The 25,748-nt window shown below is 68.8% G+C and carries 26 protein-coding genes; 18 read left to right on the forward strand and 8 right to left on the reverse strand.

The features are described 5' to 3' along the window. Positions 1 to 24 precede the first annotated feature (24 nt). Both NDR87_RS21160 and NDR87_RS21165 read left to right on the forward strand, forming a co-directional pair. A complete protein-coding gene (locus NDR87_RS21160) occupies positions 25 to 1,095 on the forward strand; it encodes a GTP-binding protein (RefSeq protein ID WP_251914751.1) in 1,071 nt (356 codons plus the stop codon). An 89-nt stretch (positions 1,096 to 1,184) separates the two neighbouring features. Next, on the forward strand, positions 1,185 to 2,786 hold the full coding sequence (locus NDR87_RS21165) for a PucR family transcriptional regulator (protein ID WP_251914752.1): 1,602 nt from the start codon (positions 1,185 to 1,187) through the stop codon (positions 2,784 to 2,786). Here the strand turns inward: NDR87_RS21165 and pucL are convergent. Continuing rightward, the gene (gene pucL, locus NDR87_RS21170; protein ID WP_251914753.1) at positions 2,768 to 3,688 is read right to left on the reverse strand and encodes a factor-independent urate hydroxylase; all 921 of its coding nucleotides are present in this window, start codon (positions 3,686 to 3,688) and stop codon (positions 2,768 to 2,770) included. The two genes, NDR87_RS21165 and pucL, sit on opposite strands and share 19 nt — an antisense overlap. Positions 3,689 to 3,868: 180 nt before the next feature. On the opposite strand from pucL, the gene NDR87_RS21175 reads away from it, so the two are divergent. The 3 genes from NDR87_RS21175 to NDR87_RS21185 are packed head-to-tail and all read left to right on the forward strand — an operon-like array spanning position 3,869 to position 6,736. Further along, positions 3,869 to 5,236 carry a solute carrier family 23 protein gene (locus tag NDR87_RS21175; protein WP_251914754.1) on the forward strand — a complete coding sequence of 456 codons (1,368 nt, stop codon included), beginning with the start codon at positions 3,869 to 3,871 and terminating at the stop codon, positions 5,234 to 5,236. Next, positions 5,217 to 6,302 (forward strand): isopenicillin N synthase family oxygenase, encoded by a 1,086-nt coding sequence (locus NDR87_RS21180; RefSeq protein ID WP_251914755.1) that lies wholly within the window; start codon positions 5,217 to 5,219, stop codon positions 6,300 to 6,302. The genes NDR87_RS21175 and NDR87_RS21180 overlap by 20 nt, the downstream gene beginning before the upstream one ends. Further along, positions 6,299 to 6,736, forward strand: coding sequence for a MarR family winged helix-turn-helix transcriptional regulator (locus NDR87_RS21185; protein WP_251914756.1), 438 nt, complete (start codon positions 6,299 to 6,301; stop codon positions 6,734 to 6,736). The genes NDR87_RS21180 and NDR87_RS21185 overlap by 4 nt, the downstream gene beginning before the upstream one ends. On the opposite strand, the gene NDR87_RS21190 is transcribed toward NDR87_RS21185, so the two are convergent. The 4 genes from NDR87_RS21190 to glp are packed head-to-tail and all read right to left on the reverse strand — an operon-like array spanning position 6,733 to position 9,887. Beyond that, positions 6,733 to 7,170: a Clp protease N-terminal domain-containing protein gene (locus tag NDR87_RS21190; RefSeq protein ID WP_251914757.1), complete on the reverse strand. Its 438-nt coding sequence runs from the start codon at positions 7,168 to 7,170 to the stop codon at positions 6,733 to 6,735. The genes NDR87_RS21185 and NDR87_RS21190 overlap by 4 nt on opposite strands. A 41-nt stretch (positions 7,171 to 7,211) precedes the next feature. Continuing rightward, a complete protein-coding gene (locus NDR87_RS21195) occupies positions 7,212 to 7,637 on the reverse strand; it encodes a molybdenum cofactor biosynthesis protein MoaE (RefSeq protein ID WP_251914758.1) in 426 nt (141 codons plus the stop codon). Then, positions 7,630 to 8,688: a bifunctional molybdenum cofactor biosynthesis protein MoaC/MoaB gene (gene moaCB / locus NDR87_RS21200; RefSeq protein ID WP_251914759.1), complete on the reverse strand. Its 1,059-nt coding sequence runs from the start codon at positions 8,686 to 8,688 to the stop codon at positions 7,630 to 7,632. Before moaCB ends, NDR87_RS21195 begins: the two co-directional genes overlap by 8 nt. After that, positions 8,685 to 9,887, reverse strand: coding sequence for a gephyrin-like molybdotransferase Glp (glp, locus tag NDR87_RS21205; protein WP_251914760.1), 1,203 nt, complete (start codon positions 9,885 to 9,887; stop codon positions 8,685 to 8,687). Before glp ends, moaCB begins: the two co-directional genes overlap by 4 nt. Before the next feature lie 86 nt (positions 9,888 to 9,973). Here glp and moaA point away from each other — a divergent pair, with 86 nt between their 5' ends. The 4 genes from moaA to NDR87_RS21225 all read left to right on the forward strand — a co-directional run bounded on the left by moaA (position 9,974) and on the right by NDR87_RS21225 (position 13,312). Next, entirely contained in the window at positions 9,974 to 11,032 is a 1,059-nt protein-coding gene (gene moaA / locus NDR87_RS21210; RefSeq protein WP_251914761.1) for a GTP 3',8-cyclase MoaA, read from the forward strand. Next, the gene (locus tag NDR87_RS21215; RefSeq protein ID WP_251914762.1) at positions 11,025 to 11,267 is read left to right on the forward strand and encodes a MoaD/ThiS family protein; all 243 of its coding nucleotides are present in this window, start codon (positions 11,025 to 11,027) and stop codon (positions 11,265 to 11,267) included. Before moaA ends, NDR87_RS21215 begins: the two co-directional genes overlap by 8 nt. Before the next feature lie 91 nt (positions 11,268 to 11,358). Then, complete coding sequence (locus NDR87_RS21220; protein WP_308212123.1) at positions 11,359 to 12,078, forward strand: YciI family protein; 720 nt, start codon at positions 11,359 to 11,361, stop codon at positions 12,076 to 12,078. Between the two features lie 4 nt (positions 12,079 to 12,082). Further along, positions 12,083 to 13,312: an RNA polymerase sigma factor gene (locus tag NDR87_RS21225; protein WP_251914763.1), complete on the forward strand. Its 1,230-nt coding sequence runs from the start codon at positions 12,083 to 12,085 to the stop codon at positions 13,310 to 13,312. Positions 13,313 to 13,322: 10 nt separating this feature from the next. Here NDR87_RS21225 and nadE read toward each other — a convergent pair whose 3' ends face one another. Beyond that, the gene (nadE, locus tag NDR87_RS21230; RefSeq protein ID WP_251914764.1) at positions 13,323 to 14,165 is read right to left on the reverse strand and encodes an ammonia-dependent NAD(+) synthetase; all 843 of its coding nucleotides are present in this window, start codon (positions 14,163 to 14,165) and stop codon (positions 13,323 to 13,325) included. A gap of 10 nt (positions 14,166 to 14,175) precedes the next feature. Beyond that, positions 14,176 to 14,778: a TetR/AcrR family transcriptional regulator gene (locus NDR87_RS21235; RefSeq protein WP_251914899.1), complete on the reverse strand. Its 603-nt coding sequence runs from the start codon at positions 14,776 to 14,778 to the stop codon at positions 14,176 to 14,178. Positions 14,779 to 14,929: 151 nt separating this feature from the next. On the opposite strand from NDR87_RS21235, the gene NDR87_RS21240 reads away from it, so the two are divergent. From NDR87_RS21240 to nrdE, 5 genes are all read left to right on the forward strand, one after another. Continuing rightward, entirely contained in the window at positions 14,930 to 15,496 is a 567-nt protein-coding gene (locus tag NDR87_RS21240; protein WP_251914765.1) for an NAD(P)H-dependent oxidoreductase, read from the forward strand. Positions 15,497 to 15,636: 140 nt separating this feature from the next. After that, positions 15,637 to 15,759, forward strand: a complete 123-nt coding sequence (gene ykgO, locus NDR87_RS21245) for a type B 50S ribosomal protein L36 (RefSeq protein WP_251914766.1) — start codon at positions 15,637 to 15,639, stop codon at positions 15,757 to 15,759. 452 nt (positions 15,760 to 16,211) lie between these two features. Further along, complete coding sequence (locus NDR87_RS21250) at positions 16,212 to 16,445, forward strand: redoxin NrdH (protein WP_251914767.1); 234 nt, start codon at positions 16,212 to 16,214, stop codon at positions 16,443 to 16,445. Between the two features lie 54 nt (positions 16,446 to 16,499). Beyond that, positions 16,500 to 16,970 carry a class Ib ribonucleoside-diphosphate reductase assembly flavoprotein NrdI gene (gene nrdI / locus NDR87_RS21255; protein ID WP_251914768.1) on the forward strand — a complete coding sequence of 157 codons (471 nt, stop codon included), beginning with the start codon at positions 16,500 to 16,502 and terminating at the stop codon, positions 16,968 to 16,970. A 59-nt stretch (positions 16,971 to 17,029) separates the two neighbouring features. After that, a complete protein-coding gene (gene nrdE / locus NDR87_RS21260; RefSeq protein ID WP_251914900.1) occupies positions 17,030 to 19,111 on the forward strand; it encodes a class 1b ribonucleoside-diphosphate reductase subunit alpha in 2,082 nt (693 codons plus the stop codon). A gap of 56 nt (positions 19,112 to 19,167) precedes the next feature. On the opposite strand, the gene NDR87_RS21265 is transcribed toward nrdE, so the two are convergent. Continuing rightward, the gene (locus NDR87_RS21265; protein ID WP_251914769.1) at positions 19,168 to 19,974 is read right to left on the reverse strand and encodes an MFS transporter; all 807 of its coding nucleotides are present in this window, start codon (positions 19,972 to 19,974) and stop codon (positions 19,168 to 19,170) included. A gap of 313 nt (positions 19,975 to 20,287) precedes the next feature. Here NDR87_RS21265 and NDR87_RS21270 point away from each other — a divergent pair, with 313 nt between their 5' ends. The 4 genes from NDR87_RS21270 (at position 20,288) to NDR87_RS21285 (ending at position 25,690) form a co-directional block, all read left to right on the forward strand. Further along, positions 20,288 to 21,418: an ATP-binding protein gene (locus tag NDR87_RS21270; protein ID WP_251914770.1), complete on the forward strand. Its 1,131-nt coding sequence runs from the start codon at positions 20,288 to 20,290 to the stop codon at positions 21,416 to 21,418. A gap of 375 nt (positions 21,419 to 21,793) precedes the next feature. Then, positions 21,794 to 23,176 carry a magnesium transporter gene (gene mgtE, locus NDR87_RS21275; protein ID WP_251914771.1) on the forward strand — a complete coding sequence of 461 codons (1,383 nt, stop codon included), beginning with the start codon at positions 21,794 to 21,796 and terminating at the stop codon, positions 23,174 to 23,176. 216 nt (positions 23,177 to 23,392) lie between these two features. Then, positions 23,393 to 24,355: a class 1b ribonucleoside-diphosphate reductase subunit beta gene (gene nrdF / locus NDR87_RS21280; RefSeq protein WP_251914901.1), complete on the forward strand. Its 963-nt coding sequence runs from the start codon at positions 23,393 to 23,395 to the stop codon at positions 24,353 to 24,355. Positions 24,356 to 24,472: 117 nt separating this feature from the next. After that, positions 24,473 to 25,690: an FAD-dependent monooxygenase gene (locus NDR87_RS21285; RefSeq protein WP_286013822.1), complete on the forward strand. Its 1,218-nt coding sequence runs from the start codon at positions 24,473 to 24,475 to the stop codon at positions 25,688 to 25,690. Positions 25,691 to 25,748: the final 58 nt, after the last annotated feature.

The following is a 25,748-nucleotide window of genomic DNA, read 5'->3' on the forward strand; positions in this document are numbered from 1 at the left end:
CCGCCCGGCGGTAAGGTCGGTCGGGTGGATCGGGGCATTCCTGTACTGATCGTGGCCGGATTTCTCGGCGCCGGAAAGACGACGCTGCTCAATCACCTGTTGCGGCGGCGGGACGCGCGGATCGGAGTCGTGGTCAACGACTTCGGGGCCGTGAACATCGACGCGATGCTGGTGGCGGGCCAGGTAGACGCCATGGTGTCACTCGGCAACGGCTGCGTGTGCTGCGCGGTCGACGTGGGTGAGCTGGACGAGATGTTCGACCGCCTGTCCCAGCCGCGCAACCGGATCGATGTGATCGTTGTGGAGGCCAGCGGATTGGCCGAACCGCGCAATCTGATCCGCATGGTGATCGGCAGCGACAATCCGCGTATCCACTACGGCGGACTGCTCGAGGTGGTCGACGCCGAACATTTCGACGACAGCCGGGCCCGCCATCCGGAACTGGCCACCCATCTGCGGCTGGCCGATCTGATCGTGCTCAACAAGGCCGACCGGGTGCCCGCCGAGCGGCTGGAGCGGCTGCGTGCCGAGCTCACCGAGGTGGTCGGCGCGGCGCCGGTGTATGCCACCGCGCACGGCCGCATCGATCCGCACCTGCTGTTCGACGTGCCCCAGCGCGGCGAGCCGTCCGTCGCCGAACAGCTCAGCTTCGACGAACTGCTCGCCGACCACGATCACCACGACGGTGACGGCCATCACCACCTGCACGACGGCTACGACACCGTGACCTTCACCAGCGCGACGCCGCTGGACCCGCGGCGGCTGGTCGAATTCCTCGAGAATCCACCGCGCGGGCTGTTCCGGGCCAAGGGGCACATCGTCTTCGGTGTGGCCGGGGAGCATCGAAAGTTCCTGCTGCACATGGTCGGCCGACACGTGGTGTTCGAGCCGGTGCCGCCGTCGCGCGCCGAATCCGGTGAGACCTGCGTGGTATTCATCGGATCGGGAATGGCCGCCGATGCCGTCACGACCCGGCTGCGCGACGCGCTCCACGCCGACACCGAACCGCTCGACGCGCAGACCCTGCTCGGCATCTGGCACTATGTGCCCCGCGAACTCAGCGACACCCTCGAGTACGCCGATATGCCCGAGTGATCCCATTCGGCGTGACATCGCCGAAACAGCTCCGCAACACCGCGGTTCTACCGTGACGGCACATTCGTACCACTTACCGGAGGTGTGCCGTGCAGTTGCGGGACATATTGGCCGAGCCGCTCGGCCTGCGGTTGCTGCACGGTGACGCCGCGGCGCTGCACCGCCCCGTCACCCGCGCCTGCGTCACCGATATGCCCGATCCCACGCCGTTCGTCACCCCGGGCGCGCTGGTCTGCACCGGTCTGGTCTGGCGGCGCGATCCGACCGACAGCGCGCCCTACATCGGTGTGCTGGCCCGGGCCGGAGCGGCCGCCGTCGCGGCCGGACGCTCGCTGCACGGCCACGTCCCCGACGATGTGATCGCCGCCTGCCGCCAGCACGACCTGCCGCTGCTGGAGGCCCCGCAGACCCTCCCGTTCAGCCGCCTCATCGAACATCTCGCCGCGCGCAATGCCGAAACCCGTTTGCGCCGAGTCAAATCCGGTCTGGCCCGCCAGCGCCGCCTGCTCGCCACGGTGGCCGCCGGTGGCGATCCGAACGACCTGCTCACCGAATTCGCCCGCGACGAAGACATCGCCGCCTGGCTGCTGACCGGGACGGGCGCCCCGATCGCGGGCACGGCGCCGCTGACCGAGGACCAGATCGACACTCTGATCGGATCGGCCGCCGCCGCCCCCCGCCTACCCGTCACCCTGCCCGACGGATATGCGGTGTGGCCGGTCGGCGGCCGAATGGGTGACCGAATATCGCTGTGGTATCTCGTGATTCGCGACGACGCCGAAATCGACGACTCCGGCGCGGATCTGGCCGCGGTCGCCGAGCTGTACCGAATGCGTCACCGCGAACGCCTGCGCCTGCGCTGGGAGATCGACAATCCCGATCGGATCGACCCGCTTCCGGAGGGCGCGGTCGCCGTGGTGGTTCAGGCGGTTACTCGATCGAACGCCGGTGCGGTCGAGGCTATCTCGCACCCCGCGGAGTCCCCGACCGAGCCGATCGACTCCGGCACACCGCCGCTCGGCCAGCAGCGCCGCGCTGCGACCTCGGACCGCGACCCGGAGGCGACGACCACGGCTCGTGGACGCAACGGCACGCTTTCGGATCCGGACGACCTGCGAATGCTCGTGCACGAGATTCTCCCCACGGCGCGTACCGAACTCGATCGAGAGGGCCGGATCATCGCCTGGACAACCGGGGGCGAGCGAGAGGTGGCCGACGAGTTGCGCCGCCGCCTCGGACGGCTGCGTCCGGCGCTGCGCGGGGTACGCCTGCGGGTCGGCATCAGTTCCTGCCGAAGCGGCGAATCCGTCTCCGGCACAGTCGCTTCGGCGGCCGCCGCGGCGTCGGTGCCGACCGCGGAGGTGGTGAGCATTCGGATCGCCGATGTCGACTCGGCCGTCGGCCTGCTCACCGCGGTCCCCGACGGACTGCAACGGCGCTTCGCCGAACGCGTGCTCGGCCCGATCGTCGACTACGACCGCCGCACCGGCGCGGGACTGCTGCAGACGCTCGAGATCTTCCTCGGCTGCGCCGGGTCCTGGCGGCAGGCCGCGGATCGAATGCACTTGCATCTCAACACCGTTCGCTACCGCATCGGACGGGTGGAGGAGCTCACCGGTCGCGATCTCGGGCGGCTGGACGACCGGCTCGATCTGTATCTCGCCGTGCGCGCCTACACGGCCCCGGTGTAAGGGTCCCAGGCGATTCCGGCATCGGGGGCGTCCTCGCGCGACACGCTCGCCTGGATGAGGCCGTACGGCCGGTCGTCGGCATGGAAGACCTCGCCCGCGTTATCGATGCCGAAACGGCCCAGATCGTAGGAGAAATGATGTTTGTTGGGCGCCGACAGCCGGACCTCGGCCAGGCACGGATAGGCCTCCAGGGCGGCGCGGCCCATATCGAACAGCGTCTGCTGCAACGCCTTCGACTGCAGCACCGCGAATCGCTCCACCAGCACCGCGCGAATGCCGGCGTGGGTGGCGTCCCAGTCGGCGGGGGCGGCGGCGAAGCGCCAGCGCGCCACCAGACTCGTTGCCATCACCCGATCGTGGGTCGGTTCGAGCACCGTGAACGGATCGGTCAGAAAGCCCGCGAACTCCGAACCGGTCGATTTGAGGATCACCAGATCCTTGACGCCGCCGATCACCCATTCCCGGCGTCCGGGCCCGCTGCCCGCCACCGTGATCGCCGCGATCCGCACCTCCGGGCCGGTGCGGGTCCAGGTGTGCTCGTGCGGGCGGCCCTGCGCGCGGACCCGTTCCCAGGCGTACTCCTCGATCTCGACCCGCGCCGAGGCCACCGGGGCGATATCGTCGACGAAATGCCGGGCCAGGGCCAGCCCGTAGTCCTCGATGCTGCCCTGGCCGTGGATCTTGGCGTAGGCGTAGACGGTCTGCTTCTGCGAATCGGTGGGCAGCACCGTGCCCTGATCGCCGGTCACGTGCGCGGGCTCGAAATCGCCACGCAGACAGGTCGATACGTTGAGATCGCGGATCTCGTGCCGGTCGGTGTCCCGGTAGATGCGCACCACCCGGTTCTCGGCCTTGCCGTACTGATTCGGGCCGAGGACGATCTTGCCGGTCAAATCGGTCATGCTCACTCCCGCGCTCGACGATCCATCGCTGTTCACTGTGGCCCACCGCGGGCCGGTCCCGCTCTGTACTACCCACAAAATCCGGTCGGCCGCCCGGCCGCCGGTTCGGACCTTCGGACAAGATCGGCCGCCGGGCGGGCGATCTACCGTTGTTCCACGTCATCACGGTATGGAGTCACCATGGCAACACCACAGTCCGTCGACACCCGATTGCCGGTCGCGCAGCTTGTGCTGTTCGGTGTCCAGCACGTCCTCATCATGTATACCGGGTGCGTCACGGTACCCCTGGTCTTCGGTGCGGCCGCCGGACTGGACCGGGCCACGATCGGAATTCTGATCAGCGCCGATCTGCTGGTCGCCGGAATCGTCACGGTGGTGCAGAGCCTCGGGGTGGGGCGGGTGGTGGGCGCGCGGTTGCCGATCGTATGCGGGGCGACCTTCGTCGCGCTCACGCCCATGATCCTCATCGCCAAGGAGTACGGGCTGCCCGCGGTGTACGGCTCGATGCTGATCGGGGGCGTGGTCGGGGTGGCGCTGGCCTGGCCGTTCGCGCTGATCGTGCGGTTCTTTCCGGCGCTGGTGTCCGGCACCGTCCTGACCGTGGTCGGCATCTCGCTGATCGGGGTCGCGGGCGGGCTGATCGTGGGCAGCGATGCCGAGGCGGCCGGCTTCGCCGCGCCCGGCCGGATCGCGGTGGCCGCGGTGGTGCTGGTGATCGCGGTGGTGTTCACCTGTCTGGGGCGCGGGGTGTGGTCGCAGCTGGGTGTGCTGATCGCGCTGATCGCCGGTGTGCTGCTGGCGATTCCCTTCGGGCTGTTGAATTTCGGCGACGTTTCCCAGGCCTCGTGGTTCGGGCTGCCGCATCCGTTCTATTTCGGCGCGCCGCAGTTCCCGATCGCCGGGGTGGTGGCTATGAGCGTCGCGATCGCGGTGGTGTTCGCGGAATCGACCGCGAGCCTGCTGGCGATCAGCGAGATCACCGGAAAGCGGCTGGGCCGCAAGGATATCGCCCGCGGCCTGGCCGGTGACGGCCTGTCGGCGGTGCTGGCCGGGGTGTTCAGCTCGTTCGTGGACACGATCTTCAACCAGAACGTCGGCGCGGTGGCCACCACGCGGGTGTTCAGCCGCTACGTGACGGCGGTCAGCGGCGCGATTCTCGTTGTGCTGGGCCTGCTTCCGCGCTTCGGTGCGGTGGTCGCGGCGGTGCCGGGACCGGTGGTCGGCGGGGTCGGGCTGGTGTTGTTCGCGACCATCACCGTCGTCGGGGTCGACACGCTGCGCAAGGCCGATCTCGGTGATCGGGTGAATTTCACGATCGTGGCCGTATCGATCGGCGTGGGGCTGATTCCGGTGCTGACCGAGGACATGTTCGCGAAGTTCCCGTCCTCGGCGCAGATCCTGCTCAACAGCGGAATCACCCTGGCGGCGGTCACCTCGTTCGCGCTCAATCTGGTGTTCAATCACACCAGGGTCGGCGTCTTCGCGCGCCGGGGCCGGGACCAGACGACCACCACCGCGGGAGGTGCGCATGAATCGGTCACAGCCTGAATCGTTCGATGTCCCCGCCATCGATATCTCCGCCTATGTGTCCGGGGGCGGTGCGGTCGAGCGGGAGCGGGTGGCGCGGGAGGTGGATGCGGCCTGCGCCCGGGTCGGTTTCATGCAGGTACGGGGTCACGGCATACCCGACGAGGTCATTGCCGGGCTGGCCGGGGCGATCGATGAATTCTTCGCCAGCCCAGCGGAATTCAAGAACTCCTATCGGGTGGTCGGCGCCAATCGCGGCTACAGTCCGCCCCGGAGCGAGGCACTGTCGCTGAGCCTGGGCATCGAATCCGCGACGCGGATGAACGATTTCTTCGAGGCGTTCAATGTCGGCGCGGAGGCGCGCTGGTTCCCCGAACTGGCGCTGTCGGAGGACGACTACGGCCTGAACGTGTGGCCGGACCTCGCCGGTTTCCAGGCCGCGGCGCAGACCTACTACGGGCACGCCGCACGGGTGGCTCGCACACTGACCACCATCTTCGCCGCCGCCCTCGGCCTGGAACCGGACTTCTTCGCCCGGCTCACCGACCACTCCATCGATGTGCTGCGCATGAACAACTACGCCCTGCCGCCGGGCACCCGGGTCGGGGGCGGCGAGCTGATCGGAATGGGCGAGCACACCGACTTCGGCATCGTCACCGTGCTGTGGGCCGACCGGATCGCCGGGCTGCAGGTGCTCGGCGCCGACTCGCGCTGGCACGACGTCGTCCCGGAACCCGGTGCGCTGCTGGTGAATCTGGGTGATCTGACCGCGCGGCTGACCAACGACCGCTGGCTGTCGACGCTGCACCGGGTGCGCCCGCCGGTGGTGGACGGCACGATTCGCCGCCGCCGCTCCGCCGCGTTCTTCCACGACGGCAATGTCGACGCCGTGATCGCCACCCTGCCCGACCATATCGACGCCGACGGTTCGGCCTACGAGCCGATCCTGGTGCGCGATCACATCCGGGCCAAGCTGGCGGGTTCCCGCCACGGCAGGCGCAATCGCAATGCCGGACCGGAGGCGGCGCGGGTGCGCGCGGCCCGCGAAAGTCCCTCCGACGGTGTGGATACGCTGAACCCACCATGAACGACCAGTCCGGCGCCGAATTCCAGAACGCCTTCTGGGCGGCCAAACAAGCCCTGATGAACGCCGCGGCCGCGGCCTATGCCCGGCACGGCGTCTACGAGGGGCAGCAGTTCATCCTCCGCTGCCTGTGGGCCGAGGACGGTCTCGCGCCGGGCGAGGTCGCCAAGCGGCTGGGGTTGTCGACGCCGACGGTCACCCGCGCGACCAGCCGCATGGAGGCCGCGGGCCTGCTGCGCCGCGAGCCGCACGCCACCGATCGGCGGCTGGTCCGGCTGCATCTCACCGCGCGCGGGCGTGAGCTCGAGCGGGCGATCGAGGCGGAGAGCGATCGGGTGGTCGACCGCGCGCTGGTGAGTCTCGATGCCGGGGAGCGGGAGCGGTTGGTGCGGGCGCTGCGCGCCATCGAGCGCAATCTGGGCCGGGCCGAAGGCTAGTCGGAGATCCGGATCCGGTCGGTCAGGGCGGCCTCGAACTCCTCGATGCCGACCTCGGCGGCGGCCAGTACCCGCGCGGCGGCGCGGTCGCGGTCCCGCAGCAGGGCCAGTTGGACGTGTTCGGCGCCGAGGTGGGCGTGTCCGAGCCCGCGCGCGATATCGGCCGCGGGCCCGAGGATTCGGTACTTGTCGGCGGGGGTGCGGTCGGTCGCGGCGTCGAGGGTGGCGCTGACGATATCGGCCACCGCCTCCGGCTCGTGGCCGAGCACCTCGAGCACCCGGTTCGGCACGGCGTTGCGGTTGCGCAGGATGGCCAGTTGCAGATGTTCGGGGCCGACGCCGGGGTGGGCGCGTTCGCGGGCCACCGCCTCCGCATAACCCAGGATCCAATGCAGGCGGGCCGTGACGGGCAGCCCGTCGTTCGAGGGTGCCATCACTCCATGATCTCGGCGGAGCCGTTCGCGGACAAGCGGTTTCAGCCGCAGGCGTTCACCCATTCGGACAGGCCGTCGGCGAACAGCTGCCGCTTCCAGATCGGGACCTCGTGTTTGATGCGATCGACGAGTTCGGCACAGGTGGTGAAGGCCGCGGCCCGATGCGGGGCGGCGACCGCCACGACGATCGCCGGGTCGCCGATGCCGAGCGAACCGATGCGGTGCACGGCCGCCACGGGCAGGCCCGCGGCCGTGGCGACCTCGTCGCAGATCTTGTGCAGGAACCGCTCGGCCTGTGGGTGCGCCGAATACTCCAGCGCCGAAACCGCCTGTCCGCCATCGTGATCGCGCACCTTACCGGTGAACACCACCACCGCGCCGTACGCGGGTCCGCTCACCGCCGCCTCGGCCGCGGCCGGATCCAGCGCGGTGTCCACGATTCCGGTGAGCCGCACCAGCTCAGTCATGGCTGCCTCCTCCGGCGACCTGTGCCAGCAGGTGATCCAACAGCGGTTCCAGGACGGCGATCCCGTCGCGCACGCCCCCGGGCGATCCGGGCAGGTTGACGATCACGGTGCGACCGGCCAGGCCCGCGACGCCGCGGCTGAGCGCGGCCAGCGGGAAGGTCGCGGTGCCGCGCAGGCGGATCGTCTCGGCCACGCCGGGCAGTTCGCGATCCAGCACGGCCAGGGTGGCCTCGGGTGTCGCGTCGGTGGGGGAGGCGCCGGTGCCGCCGGTGGTGATGATCAGGCCGGGCGCGCCGGTGAGCGCGTCGGCGAGTCCGGCGGCGATCTCGGCGTCGGCGTAGACGAGTGGTCCACGGACCGAGAAGCCTTGGCCGGTAAGCCAATCCACGAGGACTGGGCCGGTCTTGTCGACTCGGGTGCCCGCGGCGGCCCCGGTCGAGGCGACCACGACGACGGCCGTGCGCGACCCCTCGGGCGAGCCGTCTCGGCGGACATCGGGTTCGCCGCCGGTCGGGTGGTGTGCGTGGCTGTGTTCGGCCGGATCACCGGGTGCAGCCCGATGTTCGGGAGCGTCGTCTTGCCCCCGCTCCCAATGCCCGCGTTTACCACCGTCTTTGGTCAGCAACCGCACTCCCGTCAACTCGGCCGCGGGGTCGACCGCCTTGACCATGTCGTGCAGCGTCAGCCCCGCGACGGCCACGGCGGTGAGCGCCTCCATCTCGACCCCGGTGGGGCCCTTGGTCTTCGCGGTGGCCTCGATGGTGATGGCGTCGGCGGTGAAGCCGAAATTCACCCGCACCGACGACAGCGACAGCTGATGGCACAGCGGAATCAGCTCGGAGGTCTTCTTCGCACCCGCGATACCCGCGATCCGCGCGGTGGCCAGCACATCGGCCTTGGGCATATCGTCGGCCCGCACCAGGCGCACCACCTCGGCCGTGGTGCGCAGTTCCCCGGCCGCCACCGCCACCCGCGTGGTGTCGGCCTTGGCACTCACGTCCACCATGCGCGCCCGGCCCTCCGAATCCAGATGCGACAGCTGCTCGCTCATAGCTCCCACACTTTCACAACCGATCCCGCCGCCAGCTCGGTGACCTCCGCCGGCACATCGATCAGCACATCGGCCTGGGCCATCGCCGCGATCAGATGCGATCCGGGGCCCGAGACCAGGGCCACGCCGTCGATCTCCAGCCGCCCGCGCAGGAACTGACGCCGACCGGCCGGGGAGCGCACCGAATCCAGCAGCGGCACCTCGGCCTTCGCCACCGGCGGGAAGCCGGACAGCTCCCGCAGGATGGGCCGGGCGAACACCTCGAACGACACCATGGTGCTCACCGGATTGCCCGGGAAGCTCAGCACCGGCACGCCGTCGACGACCGTGAGCCCCTGCGGCCCACCGGGTTGCACCGCGACCGAGCCGAATTCCCCGCCGCGCGTCGCCAATACGTCCTTGACCACCTCGAAGTCGCCCTTGGACACCCCACCCGAGGTGAAAACCACATCCGCGGCGGCCGTAGCCCGACCGAGCTTGTTCTCGAATTCGCCTGGATCGTCGCGGCTGTGCTCGACCGAGACCACCTCGACCCCGTTCACGGCCAGCGCGGCCGCCAGCGCGATCCCGTTGGAGTTGTAGATCTGCCCGGGCCGCAGCGCCACTCCCGCGGGCATGAGCTCGTCACCGGTGGTGAGCACCGCCGCACGCACCCGCCGGAACACCGGCAGCCGGGCGATGCCGACGGCCGCCAGCGCCGCGACGTGCCGGGGCGCGATGAGCGTGCCCGCCGCGAGCAGCGCCGCACCCGCCCGCACGTCGGTACCCGGCTCGCGCACGAAATCGCCCGCGCGGCGGCCCCGTTCGATGGTCACCGTCGTCTCGTCCGCATGGGTGTCCTCGACCGGGATCACACAGTCCGCACCCGGCGGAATCGGCGCACCCGTCATCACCTTCATCGCCGCGCCGGGCGGCAGCGGCGTCTGCCCGGCCTGCCCGGCCGCGACCACCCCGGCCAGCGGCAGCGTCGCCGGGGTGACGGCCACCGACTCGGCGCGCACCGCATAGCCGTCCATCCCCGAATTGCGGAACACCGGCAGATCCAGCGGCGCCCGCACCTGCTCGGCCACCCGCCTGCCCAGCGCATCGGCCAGCGCCACCTCCTCGATATCGCGCAGCGCGAGCGGGCGCAGCAACTGCTCGACGCTGCGGCGGTGCTCCTCGACCGATCGGGCCGAGGCGGTGTGCGGGGTGGTCATGGCGCCAGCCTAATCGGCGCAGGTGCGGGCACAGTTCGTAGCTTCCTCCGAAGCACACCCGGACGAACGTGACAATAATGGGTGCCGTGACCGTGGTTGTGATGGGCATTCCCGCCGTGCGAGGCCGACAGCCCGCGCTGGACGGCCGACCCGACACTCCCCATCTGGTCGACCGATTCGGGCGGGTGGCCCGCGATCTGCGCGTATCCATCACCGAGAAGTGCTCGCTGCGCTGCACCTACTGCATGCCCGAGGAGGGCCTGCCCGCGATTCCCGCCGACGAACTGCTCACCGCCGAGGAGATCGTGCGCGTGGTCGCCCTGGCCGTGCGCGAACTGGGCGTGCACGAGGTCCGCTTCACCGGGGGTGAGCCGCTCATGCGCCGCGATCTGGAACGCATCATCGCGGGCTGCCGCGCGGAACTGCCCGGTACGCCGCTGGCCATGACCACCAACGCGGTCGGCCTGCAACACCGCGCGGCCGGACTCGCGCACGCCGGGCTGAACCGGGTCAACGTCTCCCTCGACACGGTCGATCGCACGGGCTTCGCCCGGCTCACCCGCCGCGACCGGCTCGGCTCGGTGCTGGCCGGTATCCGCGCGGCCCAGCGCGCCGGACTCGCCCCGGTCAAGGTGAACGCCGTGCTGATGCGCGAAACCCTTTCCGGCGCACCGGATCTGCTGCGGTGGTGTCTGGACGAGGGCTGCGAGCTGCGCTTCATCGAGGAGATGCCGCTCGACGCCGACCACGAATGGGCGCGCGCGAATATGGTCACCGCGGCCGAACTGCTCGACGTGCTCGGCGCCCGGTTCAGCCTCACCGAGGTCGGCCGGGCCGATCCGGCCGCGCCCGCGGAGAGCTGGCTGGTCGACGGCGGTCCGGCCACGGTCGGCATCATCGCCTCGGTGACCCGCAAATTCTGCGGCGACTGCGACCGCACCCGGCTGACCGCCGACGGCATGATCCGCTCCTGCCTGTTCAGCGATCAGGAATACGATCTGCGCACCCCGCTGCGCGCGGGCGTGGGCGACGACGAGCTGGCCACGCTGTGGCGCGGCGCGATGTGGAACAAATGGGCCGGGCACGGTATCGATGCCGCCGGGTTCGTGCCCCCGGAACGGACGATGGGAGCCATCGGTGGTTGAGGTCCGCTATTTCGCCGCGATCGCCGACGCGGTCGGCAAGGCGAACGAACGACTCGACCTCCCCGCCGATGCCACGGTCGCCGATCTGCGCCGAACCCTGTCGGCGACATACGGTTCCGATCTCGATCCGATGCTGAAGGTGTGCGCGTTCCTGATCGGGGACGAGCTCACCCGCGACGGGGAGATGCCGCTGCGCGGGCGGGTGGATGTGCTGCCGCCGTTCGCGGGCGGATAGCCGGGAAATTTTCGTCGCCGATGTGGATATGACGCCGTCGCGTTCGTCGTCTGAGTGAGGGGAGTACCGGACTCCCCCGGGACGAGGAAGGATGACGGATATGCACTACCTGGCGCTGATGTTCGGACGCGAGGACGGCGCGACCCCGGGGCCCGACACCCCGGAATTCGCCGCCGAGGTCGAGCGGTATGTCGAATTCGAGGCGCGGGCCGGGCGCGCGATCGCGGGCGGGCATGCGCTGTTTCCCGCGGCCACCGCGGTCCAGGTGCGTCGGCCTGCGGCCGACACGCTGATGTCCGACGGTCCGTTTCCGGAGAATGCCGAGGTGGTCGGCGGCTACTACGTCTTCGACTGCGCGAATCTCGACGACGCCATCCAGCTCGCCCGGAAGCTGCCCGCGGCCGAGCAGGGCACGGTGGAGGTGCGGCCGATGGTGAACTGGAACGCGCCCGACGGGCTCGGTGCCGACGGCTGGCTCGCGCTGCTGTGGGAGCGGCCGGAGGAGGTGATCGTGCCCGACACCCCGGAGTGGAAGGCGGCGCTGGTGGAACACGAGCAGTTCGCCGAGAAGGTGGGCGCGGCCATCCGCGGCGGCGGCGCCGTGCATCCGCCCTCGACCGCCACCACGGTGCGGGTGCGTGAGGGCGAATTGCTGCTCAGCGACGGGCCGTTCGCCGAGTCGGCGGAGATCGTCGACGGGGTGTACGTGCTGGCCGCGCCCGATGTGCGGCAGGCGACCGAGCTGGCGGCACAGATTCCGATCAGCCCCACCGGGCGCACCGAGGTCCGCAAGATCGTGAATCTCGACTGACGCGATGGGCTCGGCCGACCACCTCGACGACATCTACCGCGCCGAATTCGGCCGGGCCCTCGCCACCGTCGCCCGCCTGGTCGGCGATATCGGCCTGGCCGAGGACGCGGTCCAGGACGCCTTCGCCGACGCGCTACGCGCCTGGCCCGCCTCCGGCCCGCCCGCCAATCCGGGCGCGTGGATCACCACCGCGGCCCGCAATCGCGCCCTGGATCGGTTGCGGCGCGAATCCACCCGGGCGGCAAAGGAATACAGCGCGATCCGGGCGGTCGTGCCGAACGAGGAACCCGACGTGTCACCTATTCCGGACGATCAGCTGCGGATGATATTCACCTGCTGTCATCCGGCGCTGTCGCCCGAATCCCGGGTCGCGCTGACCCTGCGGCTGGTGTGCGGGCTGCGCACGGCCGAGATCGCCCGCGCCTTCCTGCAACCCGAACACACCGTGGCCCAGCGACTGACCCGGGCCAAGGCCAAGATCCGGCAGGCCGGAATCCCGCTGCGGGTGCCGCCCGCGCAGCTGCTGGGCGAGCGGCTGCCGGGGGTGCTGTCGTGTATCTATCTCGTCTTCAGTGAGGGGTATTTCGCGACGTCGGGACCGTCGGCGGTGCGAGATGAGCTGTGCGACGAGGCGATTCGGCTGGGGCGGCTGCTGTGCGGGCTGCTGCCGCGGGAGCCGGAGGCGCGGGCGCTGCTGGCGCTCATGCTGCTCAGCGACAGCCGCCGCGCGCAGCGGCGGTCGGCGGGCGGGGAGCTGGTGCCGCTCGAGGAGCAGGATCGGTCCCGCTGGGATCGGGTGAAGATTCGGGCGGGGCTGAACTGTCTGGTGTCGGCGGCCGAACAGGGCCGCAGCGGGCCGTATCTGGCGCAGGCGCGGATCGCGGGCGCGCATGCGATCGCGCCCAGCTTCGCCGACACCGATTGGGCGGCCGTGGTTTCGGCCTACGACGAGTTGCTGCGGTACACCGATTCGCCCGCGGTGCTGGTGAATCGCGCGGTGGCCGTGGGATTTCTGCGCGGTTTCGAAGAGGGGCTGGCGGCGGTGGACGATATCGCCGAGCATCCCCGGTTGAAGGGGACGAATCTGGTCGCTTCGACCCGCGCCGACCTGCTGCGCCGGGCGGGCCGGGCGGCCGAGGCCGCGGCGAGTTATCGACTGGCCCTGGAACAGACCACCAACGACCAGGTGCGGCGCTTCCTGCTGCGCCGCGCGGCCGAGGTCGAGGCGGAGTGAGGCGCGGGATTCAGCTCCGCCACCAGGTGTCGAGGGGTGTCACGGGCACGGCCCGCTTGTGCCGCGTGGCGAGGAAGATCGACTCGATGCGGTCGGCCACCTCCGGTTCGACGTCCTTGCCCTCGAGGTAGTCGTCGATCTGCGCGTACTTCAGGCCCAGCGCGAGCTCGTCGGGCAGGGCGGGGCGCTCGTCCTCGAGATCGGCCGTCGGCACCTTCTGCCAGACGCTCGGCGGGGCGCCCAGCTCCTGCAGCAGCGCCGCGCCCTGGCGTTTGGTCAGCCCGGTGAGCGGGGTGACGTCGACGCCGCCGTCGCCGTATTTGGTGAAGAAGCCGGTGACCGCCTCGGCGGCGTGATCGGTGCCGGCCACGAGCAGATTGAGCTGTCCGGCGATCGAGTACTGGATGACCATGCGCTCGCGGGCCTTGATATTGCCGCGCACGAAGTCGCGCAGGCGCTGCTGTTCGCCGAGCAGCTCGCCCAGGCCCAACGCCGATTCGGCGGCCACGGCGTCGGCGCTCGGCTTGACGTTCACCTCGATCGAGCGGTCGGGGCGGATGAATCGCAACGCGATCTGGGCGTCCTCCTCGTCGGCCTGCACCCCGTAGGGCAGCCGCACCGCGACGAAGGTGGCCGCGCGGCCCTCGGCGCGCAGCTCCTCGGCGGCCAGCTGGCACAGCCGTCCGGTCAGCGTGGAGTCCTGGCCGCCGCTGATGCCGAGTACGAAACCCGTTGCGGGGGTGGACTTCAGATAGTCCTTCAGGAAATCGACGCGCCTGCGCACCTCGACCTTCGGTTCGACGACCGGCCGTACGCCCAATTCGGCGATGATCTGTTCGCGCAGCTTCCCCATGGCGATCACTCTAGTGAACGAGCGCGCGGACCAGGTGCTCCCAGTAGTCGCCGATCTGGTCGAGGGTGTAGCCGAGCACCTGGGTCTGGTGCAGCACCAGGGTGGCGTCCAGGGCGGCCAGCAGGGTGTCGGCCAGCAGTGGGATCTCGCCGTCGGCACCGGCCTGGCGCAGCAGCAGGGATACATGGGTTTTGGCGATGTTGTAGGGCGGGGAGGCGAAGCGGCCGTGTTCGTCGGCGGCGCGGCGCACCTCGCCCTCCACCTCGATGGCCGCCAGCCGGGCGCGGCCGAAGGCGACCAGCCGCTCCACCGGCGGGGCGCCCGGGCCCAGCGGCGGCGGGCCGAAGATGTAGGCGGCCTGCAGTTTTCGGTCGGACTGGTCCAGCAGCGCCATCATCAGCCCGGACCGGTTGCCGAAGCGACGGAAGACCGTGCCCTTGCCGACGCCCGCGCGCTTGGCCACCGCGTCCATGGTGACGGCATCGGCGCCCTGCTCGCGCACCAGCTGTTCGGCGGCGTCCAGCAGCAGCTGCCGGTTGCGGGCGGCGTCGCTGCGTTCGGTGTGCTCGGCCACCGGCAGGGGAGCGGCCGGTTCGATGCCGCGGATCGGCATTGCGATCGGCTCGATCGGAATCGTGGTTGGCGGGTCGAGGTGTGTGTCACGGTTCACAGTGGGCTACCTGAGGGCTGGGAATGAAGCGGACCATGGTCCGGTTATTGTGGCATGACGGCGGAACACCCCGCCCACTGCACAAGGAGTGACCATGTCCCAGACTCGCCTTCTCGCTCTCGTCGGTAGCCTGCGCGCCGGGTCGTTCAACCGGCAGCTCGCCGAGGCCGCGGCCCAGACCGCCCCGGAGGGCGTCGAGGTCGACATCTTCGCCGGTCTCGCCGATATCCCTTTCTACAACGAGGACATCGACGTTCCCGGTAGCGTGCCCGCGACGGCGACCGCGTTGCGGGAGGCGGTGGCCGCGGCCGACGGCCTGCTGTTCTTCGTCCCCGAATACAACGGCACCATCCCCGCCGCCCTGAAGAACGCCATCGACTGGGCCTCGCGCCCCTACGGCCAGGGCTCCATCAAGGACAGGCCCGCCGCCGTCGTCAGCGCCTCCATCAGCGCCAACGCCGCCAAGTGGTCGCACGGCGACACCGTCAAGGCCCTCGGTGTCGCCGGCGCCGCGGTAGTCGAAAGCGCCCACCTCCACTTCGGCACCATCAACCAGCGCTTCGCCGAGGCCCACCCCCGCGAGGACGCCGAGGCCCTCACCCAACTGGCCGCCGCGGTCCGCGAACTGGTCGAATCCGCCAAGGCCCGCGTCACCGCCTGACCGGGAATCGAACGGGCTGCCCCGCGGAGCTTTCTCATTGCCCCGGCCCCGGCGCGCCAGCCCCGGGGCCGGGGCATCTTCCTCATCTACGATCGGAATGTATAGACTATGAAAACCGTTTTCAGTAGTGGAGGTGAGAGGTGAAGGTTCGTAACTCCTTGCGGGCGTTGAAGGACAAGCCGGGGGCTCAGGTTGTTCGGCGGCGGGGGCGCACGTTCGTGATCAACAAGAAGGAGCCGCGGTTCAAGGCTCGGCAGGGCTGACGACACACTGGTGTGGAGGGCCGCTCGTCCGATTGCGGACGGGCGGCCCTTTGGTTCACGGGAGGTGTCGGTGGGGTGATGGGGGCGTTGAGACGGGGTGTGACCAGTGGTGCGGGTGAGTTTGCTGGAAAAGAGCTGCGACGCGAAATCGTGATCTGTGCCACTGTCGTGTCGGGTTGCGAATCGACTGTCCAGGTACTTACGCCGACCGAATTTCACCTTTGTGACTCGCAACATGTCGTGTTGGATGAATCTGTCGGCCACTAGGTGTAGTGTCTACGGCACTGGAGAACGATGCGGGCTCCGCGCCGGTCACACTCACGCGACCTGGGCCTCGGCGACCGCTTCCAGGGGTTTGCGCAGGATCAGGACTTGTCCCGGCGTGCGAGTGGCCGGGAGTGGCTTCACCTCGTGCACTGCTACCGGACAAGGCGAAGGAGAGAGGGACACCAATGACCATCACCGTCTACACCAAGCCCGCTTGTGTTCAGTGCAACGCCACCTACCGCGCGCTCGACAAGGCCGGTGTGGACTACGAGGTCGTCGACATCTCCGAGAACCCCGAGGCCCGCGATTTCGTCATGGCGCTGGGCTACCTGCAGGCTCCCGTCGTCGTCGCCGGTGAGGAGCACTGGTCCGGCTTCCGCCCCGATCGCATCAAGGCCCTGGTGGCTGCCGCTGCCTGATCGCTTCGCTCTCAGGCACATCGGTGGCCGGAAACCGACGAGAAAGGGGGAGTGGTGCCGAATCTGGTCTACTTCTCGAGCGCGTCGGAGAACACGCATCGTTTCGTGCAGCGGCTGGGTCTCCCGGCCGCTCGCATTCCGCTCCACACCGCCGACTCGCTGCGCGTCGACGAACCCTATGTGCTGATCTGCCCTACCTACGGCGGCGGTAAGCACGTCTTCGACGCCCAGCGGGGAGATGGCAAGAGCAACCGGTCCGACAAGGAATTCGTACCCAGGCAGGTTGCGAAGTTCCTCAACGATCCGCACAATCGTGCGCTGTTGCGCGGCGTCGTGGCGGCCGGCAACACCAACTTCGGCGATACGTACTGCTATGCGGGAGAAGTGATCTCACGCAAGTGCGGGGTGCCGTACCTGTATCGCTTCGAACTCATGGGAACCGCCGAGGACGTCGAGCGCGTCCGAGAGGGATTGGGATTGTTTTGGCAACGACAACAGCACCGGCCGGAAAGACGGCCCGCCTAGAGCGTCCGGTCAGCGGCGAGGCGTCCACCGAGGGTCTGGACTACCACGCCCTCAACGCGATGCTGAACCTGTACGGCCCGGGCGGCGAGATCCAGTTCGACAAGGATCGCGAGGCCGCGCGGCAGTACTTCCTGCAGCATGTCAACCAGAACACCGTCTTCTTCCACAACCTCGACGAGAAGCTCGACTACCTCGTCGAGGAGAACTACTACGAGCCCGAGGTGCTCGACCAGTACAGCCGGGCCTTCGTGAAGAAGCTGTTCCAGCAGGCCTACGCCAAGAAGTTCCGGTTCCCGACCTTCCTCGGCGCGTTCAAGTACTACACCTCGTACACGCTCAAGACCTTCGACGGCAAGCGCTACCTGGAGCGCTTCGAGGACCGCGTCTGCATGGTCGCGCTCACCCTGGCCGCGGGTGACGAGCCGCTGGCGCAGTCGCTGGTCGACGAGATCATGGACGGCCGCTTCCAGCCCGCCACCCCGACCTTCCTCAACTCGGGCAAGAAGCAGCGCGGCGAGCCGGTCTCCTGCTTCCTGCTGCGCATCGAGGACAATATGGAGTCCATCGGCCGCTCGATCAACTCCGCGCTGCAGCTGTCCAAGCGCGGCGGCGGAGTGGCGCTGCTGCTGAGCAATATTCGCGAGCACGGCGCGCCGATCAAGAAGATCGAGAACCAGTCCTCGGGCGTCATTCCCATCATGAAGCTGCTGGAGGATTCGTTCTCCTACGCCAACCAGCTCGGCGCGCGCCAGGGCGCGGGCGCGGTGTACCTGCACGCGCACCACCCCGACATCTACCGCTTCCTCGACACCAAGCGCGAGAACGCGGACGAGAAGATCCGCATCAAGACGCTGAGCCTGGGCGTGGTGATCCCGGACATCACCTTCGAGCTGGCGAAGAGGAACGAGGACATGTACCTGTTCTCGCCCTACGATGTCGAGCGCATCTACGGCAAGCCGTTCGCCGACGTCGACGTCACCGAGAAGTACTACGAGATGGTCGACGACAAGCGCATCCGTAAGTCGAAGATCAACGCGCGCGAGTTCTTCCAGACCATCGCCGAACTGCAGTTCGAGTCGGGCTATCCGTACATCATGTTCGAGGACACGGTGAACCGGGCCAATCCGATCGCGGGCAAGATCACCCACTCCAACCTGTGCTCGGAGATCCTGCAGGTCTCCACGCCCTCGATCTACAACGACGATCTGTCCTACGCCAAGGTGGGCAAGGACATCTCGTGCAACCTGGGTTCGCTCAACATCGCCAAGACCATGGATTCGCCGGACTTCGGCAAGACCGTGGAGACCGCGATCCGCGCACTGACCGCCGTCTCGGATCAGACCCACATCTACTCGGTGCCCTCGATCGAGCAGGGCAACAACCAGTCCCACGCCATCGGCCTGGGGCAGATGAATCTGCACGGCTACCTGGCCCGCGAGCGCATCTTCTACGGTTCGGAAGAGGGCGTCGACTTCACCAACATCTACTTCTACACGATCGCCTTCCACGCGATCCGGGCGTCGAACAAGCTGGCCATCGAGCGCGGCCAGTACTTCGGCGGCTTCCCCGAGTCGAAGTACGCCACCGGTGAGTACTTCGACAAGTACACCGAGCAGGTGTGGGAGCCCAAGACCGATCGCGTGCGGCAGATCTTCGCCGACGCCGGGGTGCACATCCCCACCCAGGACGACTGGCGCGAGCTGAAGGCCTCGGTCATGGCCCACGGCATCTACAACCAGAACCTGCAGGCCGTCCCCCCGACCGGCTCGATCTCCTACATCAACCACTCCACCAGCTCCATCCACCCGGTGGCGTCGAAGATCGAGATCCGCAAGGAGGGCAAGATCGGGCGCGTCTACTACCCCGCGCCCTATATGACCAACGACAACCTCGACTACTTCGAGGACGCCTACGACATCGGCTACGAGAAGATCATCGACACCTACGCCGCGGCCACCCAGCACGTGGACCAGGGCCTGTCGCTGACGCTGTTCTTCAAGGACACCGCCACCACCCGCGACGTCAACAAGGCCCAGATCTACGCCTGGCGCAAGGGCATCAAAACCCTCTACTACATCCGCATCCGCCAGATGGCCCTGGAGGGGACCGAGGTCGAGGGCTGCGTGAGCTGCATGCTCTAGGGATACGCGGTGCGAAGGGCGCTTCCGAGTTTTTCTCGGAAGCGCCCTTGCGCGGTTCAATCGGCGCAACGCACCGGCACGGGGACGAATTCCTCGGCGGGTGTGGCGCTTTCGTGGAAGGCCCGGCGTCCGGCGATGACGAGGACCAGCAGGAATGCCCCCGCCGCCACCGCGATCCAGAAGCCGGCGTTCGCCCCGTACGCGTCGATGAGCGGCCCGGCGGCGGCTGGGCCGATCGCGACACCGAGCCCGAGCCCGGCCGTCGACCAGGTCAGCGCCTCGGTGAGCATGCGCGCCGGGACCGTGGACTCCACGAGCTGTCCGGACAGGATGACCGTGGGGGCGAAGAACATGCCCGAGATCAGCATGGCGACCGACAGCCCCGCGAGGGAGTGCACGAACAGCAGCGGCACGGTCAGCAGCGCGGTCGCGGCGATGCCGAGGATCAGCAGCCGTCCGATCGGACGGGTGAGTTTCGCCGCGCCGAACAGGAATCCGGCGACGCACGAGCCGATCGCGTAGAGCGACAGGACGATACTGGCCGCCGCCGGTTCGCCGAGCAGTCGCGCGAAGGCGACGCTGGCGACGTCGATGGTGCCCATCGCGATCATCACCAGCGTCAGCGTCCACACCACCCGGTTGCCGAGTGCGCTGAGCAGCGAACTCCGCTGCGCGGCAACGCCGTACGGGGGTTCGGTGCCGCGCTGCGCGGCCAACCACAGCGTCCCGGCCAGCAGCATCAGACCGGCGACGAGCGGGCCCGCCTGTGGGAACAGCGCGGCGCTCAGGCCGAGGGAGACCGGCGGGCCGACGATGAAGCACACATCGTCGAGCACGGTCTCCCAGGAGAAGGCCGTGTGCATCAGCCGACCATGGCTTCCCCTTCAAGGCCGTCGGCCTCGCGGTCCTGATCAACGGCGCGCTGATCGACGCGTCCCGATGGATCGTGGCGGGCCCGGAATCGGAGCGAGACCGCCGCCGAGCCGACGCCCTCGCCGCGATCTCGTTCCTGGTCCGCTCGCTGCGTCGCTAACGGGCGGCCCATCGGTATTGATCCCGTCAACACTGCGTCAGGATTTCGTTTTGGTGCGTGATCATGGCGTTGACGCCGGTCAGGATGGGTGATGGCCCTCGGGTGCGGGGGCGTCCGTCCGAGCCGTGCGAGGGAGGGTGAGCGTGAGAGCGACACTGACCGCCCGTTTGGGTGCCCTGGTGGGGTTCGGGCGGGGGTATGCCGTGCGGGTGGATTGGCGGCGGTGGGGAGCCGGGTTCGCGGTCGCCGGGGCGGGGCTGCCGGTGGTGACCGGCATGCTGGCGGCGGTGCGGACGGAGCTGTCGCTGGTCGGGGATGTGCTCGTCTACCTGTTCGCGGTGGCCGCGGTGTCGGTGATCGGGGGGCGACTACCGGCGTTGCTCACCAGCGGCGCCGGCTTCCTGCTGCTGGCCTACTATTTCGCGCCGCCGATCCATTCGTTCGCGGTGGCCGATCCGGGGAATGTGCTGCTGCTGCTCGCCTATCTGGTGGCCGGTGCGCTGCTGGACGCGTTGATCGAGCGGGTGATCCGGCGGTCCCGGGATGTGGTCGAGATGGACGGTGCACCCGATGTGGATCGGGCGCGCTCGGCGCTGCTCACCGCCATGGGCCACGATCTGCGGACGCCGCTGGCCGCCGCGCTGGCGGCGGTGGACGGGCTGGCCGGTACGGACGTGCATCCGAGCGAGGATCAGCGCCGCGATCTGCTCGATGTGGCGTCGGTGTCGCTGCGCAAACTCGACGGGCTGGTCGAAAACCTCATGGAACTGAGTAAGCTGCGGGCGGGCATGCTGCCCATCGCGGCCCGCCCGGTCGAGGTGGTGGACATGGTCGAGTCGACCATCGCGGATCTGGGTCCGGCCGCCGTCGCGGTGCAGACGCGGGTGGCCGCCGCGCTGCCGCCCGTCGTGGTGGATCCGGCGCTACTCGACCGCGCCCTGAACCACCTGCTGCGCAATGCGCTGCGTTTCGCGCCCGGCGACAGCGGGGTGCTGGTGACCGCCAATGCCTGCGGGGACGCGGTGCAGATCAGGGTCATCGATCATGGACCGGGTATTCCGATGGCCCAGCGCGAACGCGTCTTTCAGCCGTTCCAGCGCTTCGACGATCGCGACAACCGCAGCGGAATCGGCCTGGGCCTGGCGCTGGCTCGCGGGCTGGTCGAGGCCATGGGCGGGCGCCTCGTGCCCGACGATACGCCCGGCGGTGGCCTCACGATGATCGTCACGCTGCCGGTGGCCGCGGCCAGCCGCGCCTCGGCAGCGTATTGGTGATCGAAAAATGAGTGGAAGATGACCCACCGTCATCGCGAATTGCATGCCGTGCAACGTGATTGCGCCGCCGACGTACCCCCGGGCGAACCGGCTGTCGACGAGTGAGCCCCGTTACGTCGTCCCCGCTGGCGTGTCGGAGGTCGTCGAGCAGTAAACTACTCGGGTAGTTGCTGTGCGCCGGGCGGCGCACCCGTGACCGTGGCCGAGATCGAGGAGGTGGGGAGCTGTGCGTAGCGAACCCCCCAGTCGAAGGCCGCGCGGCGCCGCCCCTGTGTTCTGCCGGTAGTAGTCCGACGGCAGCGGGGTCGGTGCCTCGCGGTGTGATCCGGAATTTCGATCCGCTCATCATCGACTCGCTCGTGCCGAGGAACCGCCATGTCGCCGACAGATCTGTCCGTCGCTGTCCCCACGCTGTCCGCCGAGACCGCGCCCGCCGAATCCCTGCGTGACGTGGTCGGTAGCCGCCGCGTCGAGGCCACGCTGCGCTGGCTCGACGATCATCCGCCGCACCTGATCGCCGACGAACTCGCGCGCATGGACGCCCTGCACGCCGGGGTCGCGTTCCGGCTGTTGGACAAGGACCGGGCGCTGGCGGTGTTCGAGGAGCTCGAGCCCGTCGACCAGCAGCAGATCCTCACCGGCCTGCGCGACCAGAGCTTCCGGGAACTCGTCGAGGAGATGGACCCCGACGACCGCGCCCGCATGCTGCGCGAGGCGCCGGCCAAGGTCGCCAAGAAGGTGCTGGCCGGGCTGAGCCCGCGCGAGCGGCGGATGACCGCCGCGCTGCTGGGCTATTCCGAGGGTTCGGTCGGCCGGTACATGACGCCGGAAGTCGTTGCGCTGCCCCGGAATCTGACCGTGGACCAGGCGCTGCGCACGGTGCGCGCCAAGGGCGCCGGCGCCGAGACGGTGTACACGCTGCCCGTGGTCGACGCCGGGCGGCGGCTGACCGGCATCGTGGAGCTGCGCGAGCTCGTGCTCGGCGCGCCCGAGATGATGGTGGCCGATCTCGTCGTCACCGAGCCGGTCTTCGTCCGGGCCACCGACTCGGCGGAGAAGGCGGCGCGGCTGATGCGCGAGACCAATCTCATCAATCTGCCGGTGGTCGACAGCGAGGACCGGCTTGTCGGCCTGCTCACCATCGACGACGCCGTCGAGGTGATCGAGGCGGCCGACAGCGAGGATGTCGCGCGACAGGCGGGCACCCAGCCGTGGGCCGGACATTACATGGCCGCCAAGGTCTTTCAGCTGGCCCGGTACCGGGCGATGTGGCTGCTGCTGCTCCTGGTCGCGGCGACGCTGACGGTCACGGTGACCGACGCCTTCGAGGCGACGCTGGCGCAGGCGGCGCATCTGGCCCTGTTCATTCCGCTGCTGATCGGCGCGGGCGGCAATGCCGGTGCGCAGGCGGCGACCTCGTGTGTGCGGGCGTTGGCGGTCGGCGAGGTGCGGGTGTCGGATCTGCTGCGGGTGATCTGGCGCGAGCTGCGGGTGGGGCTGGTGCTGGGCGCGATGCTGGCCACGGTCGGCATGCTCATCGGGGCGGCGTTCGTCGGCGCGCAGATCGCGGTGGTCGTGGGCATCACGCTGGTGGTCATCTGCGGCTGGGCCGCGACCATCGGCGGCACGATGCCGTTGCTGGCCAAGAAGTTGCGGATCGATCCGGCGGTGATCTCCGCGCCGATGGTCACCACGCTGGTGGACGCGACCGGGCTGATCATCTACTTCACCACCGCCAAGATGGTGCTGGGCATCTGAGTCGCCATGCCGGTCCCCGCACCGGTTGTGACGCCGGGCATTCCGGTACGCTCCCAGGCGTCGTTGTGGATCCCGGCACGCGTTTCGCGCGTTCGTCCAGGACAGCCGAAGACACAAGGTGTTGTGTTGATCGTTGTTGTCGGACCCCAGTAGTAGTGTTCTGGGCGAGGAAGTCCGCACGGATCCGGCGAGGTGAGAAGGGTGAGTGAGCGGCGCGTGAAATTGATCTCTCGAGTGTCTGCGATCAACTGGAATCGGGTGCCCGACGAGAAGGATGCCGAGGTCTGGGATCGGCTGGTCGGCAACTTCTGGCTGCCGGAGAAGGTTCCGGTGTCCAATGACATTCCGTCGTGGAACACCTTGACCGCGCAGGAGAAGCAGCTCACCATGCGCGTGTTCACCGGCCTGACGCTGCTGGACACCATCCAGGGCACGGTCGGCGCGGTGAGCCTGATTCCCGACGCGCTGACCCCGCACGAGGAGGCGGTGCTCACCAACATCGCGTTCATGGAGTCGGTGCACGCCAAGAGCTACAGCTCGATCTTCTCCACGCTGTGCTCCACCCGCGAGATCGACGATGCCTTCCGCTGGTCGGAGGAGAATCGCAACCTGCAGCGCAAGGCCGAGATCGTGCTCGAGTACTACCGGGGCGACGAGCCCCTCAAGCGCAAGGTGGCCTCCACGCTGCTGGAAAGCTTCCTGTTCTACTCCGGCTTCTACCTGCCGATGTACTGGTCCTCGCGCGCCAAGCTCACCAACACCGCCGACCTGATCCGCCTGATCATCCGCGACGAGGCGGTGCACGGCTACTACATCGGCTACAAGTACCAGAAGGGCCTCGAGCAGCTGGCTCCCGCCGAGCGCGACGAGCTGAAGAACTACACCTTCGAACTGCTCTACGAGCTCTACGAGAACGAGGTCGAATACACCCAGGACCTCTACGACGAGGTCGGCCTCACCGAGGACGTCAAGAAGTTCCTGCGCTACAACGCCAACAAGGCCCTGATGAATCTCGGCTACGAGGGCCTGTTCCCCAAGGACGAGACCGACGTCAACCCGGCCATCCTCTCGGCCCTGTCCCCGAACGCCGACGAGAACCACGACTTCTTCTCCGGCTCGGGCTCGAGCTATGTGATCGGCAAGGCGGTCAACACCGAGGACGAGGACTGGGAGTTCTGAACCACCGCAACGGCTGACGGATCCGCCGGGGGACTGCGGTCTTGTCGCGGACCTCGTGCGGTGCTGGAATGGGCACGAGGTCCGGCCGCTGAGCGGTGCGATACGGGGGAGACGCTGATGCAGAACCGGCATGTTCTGATTTCCGGTGCCGGTGTGTCCGGTCAAGCTCTCGCGTATTGGCTTGTGCGCCATGGCTTCCGGCCCACGGTGGTGGAACGGACGGTCGGCCCGCGCCGCGGCGGCCAAGGGGTGGACGTGCGGGATCAGGCGATCGACGTGGCCGAGCGGATGGGCATCCTGCAGCGCCTGCGTGCGGTCGCGACCCATGCGGTCGGCCTGCAATTCGTCGATGCGGACGACCGCGCCATCGCTCGCATCGATGTGCAGAACGCGCAGCAGCGAAACGGCGGCGGCAATGTGGAGGTCATGCGCGCGGATCTGGTCCGGATCCTGCACGACATCACCTCCGGCACCGTCGAATACCGCTTCGACGACGCCGTGCGCGCCGTGGCGCAGGACCCCGACGGCGTCACCGTCGATTTCGTGCGCGGCGCACGACGGCGGTTCGATCTGGTCGTCGGCGCCGACGGGTTGCATTCGGCGATACGCCGATTGGCCTTCGGCCCGGAGGACGCCTTCGTCCATCACATGGGTTGCTACGTCGCCTTCGGCACCGCCGATGCGGCGCTCGGGCGCGACCGCTGGACGACGGCGTTCAACGTTCCGGGTCGCATGGCGGCGATCTATCGACCCGGCGGCGATGCGCAGGCCATGGCCTACTTCCTGTTCCGCAGCCCGCGACTCGACCTCGATCACCACGATCCCGTGGCCGTCCGTTCCGCGCTGGCCGCCGCGTTCGGCGATGTGCACGCCTGGCGCGTACCGGAATTGCTCGCGGGTGCGCTCGCCGATCCCGAACTGTACTTCGACTCGCTGAGCCGGGTGCGGATGGACTCGTGGTCGACCGGCCGGGTGGTGCTCGCCGGGGACGCCGCGCACTGCGCCTCGCCCGCCTCCGGCGCGGGCACCGAGCTCGCGCTGATCGGCGCCTACCGGCTCGCCGGTGAACTGGCGGTTGCCCGCGGCGATCACCGCCTCGCCTTCCCCCGCTACGAACAGGCCCACCGCCCCCTGGTCCACCGCAAACAACAGGTGGGCCCGAACCTGCTCCGCCTCACGGTCCCGAAAACCCGCCTCGGCATGGCCGTCCGCAATACGGTCATCCGCCTGCCGCTGCTGGAATCCCTGGCTGGTCTGGAACGCCTCATGGCGCCGAGGACCATCACACCCCTGCCCGGCTATCGGCCGGACGGCGGGGAAACGCGCGGTGCCTGAGCGGGTTTGCAGCCTCAACCGAAACGCCCCCCTGCCAGGCTTCTTGACGTGTCAGTGC

The organism is Nocardia sp. CDC159 (assembly GCF_023740735.1).
Taxonomy (GTDB): Bacteria; Actinomycetota; Actinomycetes; order Mycobacteriales; family Mycobacteriaceae; genus Nocardia; species Nocardia pulmonis.

Excerpts from the sequence above, each read along its gene's own strand:
- pucL (WP_251914753.1), bottom strand. The coding sequence starts at position 3,688 with ATGACCGATTTGACCGGCAAGATCGTCCTCGGCCCGAATCAGTACGGC.
- NDR87_RS21175 (WP_251914754.1), top strand. The coding sequence starts at position 3,869 with ATGGCAACACCACAGTCCGTCGACACCCGATTGCCGGTCGCGCAGCTT.
- NDR87_RS21180 (WP_251914755.1), top strand. The coding sequence starts at position 5,217 with ATGAATCGGTCACAGCCTGAATCGTTCGATGTCCCCGCCATCGATATC.
- NDR87_RS21185 (WP_251914756.1), top strand. The coding sequence starts at position 6,299 with ATGAACGACCAGTCCGGCGCCGAATTCCAGAACGCCTTCTGGGCGGCC.
- NDR87_RS21190 (WP_251914757.1), bottom strand. The coding sequence starts at position 7,170 with ATGGCACCCTCGAACGACGGGCTGCCCGTCACGGCCCGCCTGCATTGG.
- NDR87_RS21195 (WP_251914758.1), bottom strand. The coding sequence starts at position 7,637 with ATGACTGAGCTGGTGCGGCTCACCGGAATCGTGGACACCGCGCTGGAT.
- moaCB (WP_251914759.1), bottom strand. The coding sequence starts at position 8,688 with ATGAGCGAGCAGCTGTCGCATCTGGATTCGGAGGGCCGGGCGCGCATG.
- glp (WP_251914760.1), bottom strand. The coding sequence starts at position 9,887 with ATGACCACCCCGCACACCGCCTCGGCCCGATCGGTCGAGGAGCACCGC.
- NDR87_RS21220 (WP_308212123.1), top strand. The coding sequence starts at position 11,359 with ATGACGGATATGCACTACCTGGCGCTGATGTTCGGACGCGAGGACGGC.
- NDR87_RS21225 (WP_251914763.1), top strand. The coding sequence starts at position 12,083 with ATGGGCTCGGCCGACCACCTCGACGACATCTACCGCGCCGAATTCGGC.
- nadE (WP_251914764.1), bottom strand. The coding sequence starts at position 14,165 with ATGGGGAAGCTGCGCGAACAGATCATCGCCGAATTGGGCGTACGGCCG.
- NDR87_RS21235 (WP_251914899.1), bottom strand. The coding sequence starts at position 14,778 with ATGCCGATCCGCGGCATCGAACCGGCCGCTCCCCTGCCGGTGGCCGAG.
- NDR87_RS21240 (WP_251914765.1), top strand. The coding sequence starts at position 14,930 with ATGTCCCAGACTCGCCTTCTCGCTCTCGTCGGTAGCCTGCGCGCCGGG.
- NDR87_RS21250 (WP_251914767.1), top strand. The coding sequence starts at position 16,212 with ATGACCATCACCGTCTACACCAAGCCCGCTTGTGTTCAGTGCAACGCC.
- nrdE (WP_251914900.1), top strand. The coding sequence starts at position 17,030 with ATGCTGAACCTGTACGGCCCGGGCGGCGAGATCCAGTTCGACAAGGAT.
- NDR87_RS21265 (WP_251914769.1), bottom strand. The coding sequence starts at position 19,974 with ATGCACACGGCCTTCTCCTGGGAGACCGTGCTCGACGATGTGTGCTTC.
- mgtE (WP_251914771.1), top strand. The coding sequence starts at position 21,794 with ATGTCGCCGACAGATCTGTCCGTCGCTGTCCCCACGCTGTCCGCCGAG.
- NDR87_RS21285 (WP_286013822.1), top strand. The coding sequence starts at position 24,473 with ATGCAGAACCGGCATGTTCTGATTTCCGGTGCCGGTGTGTCCGGTCAA.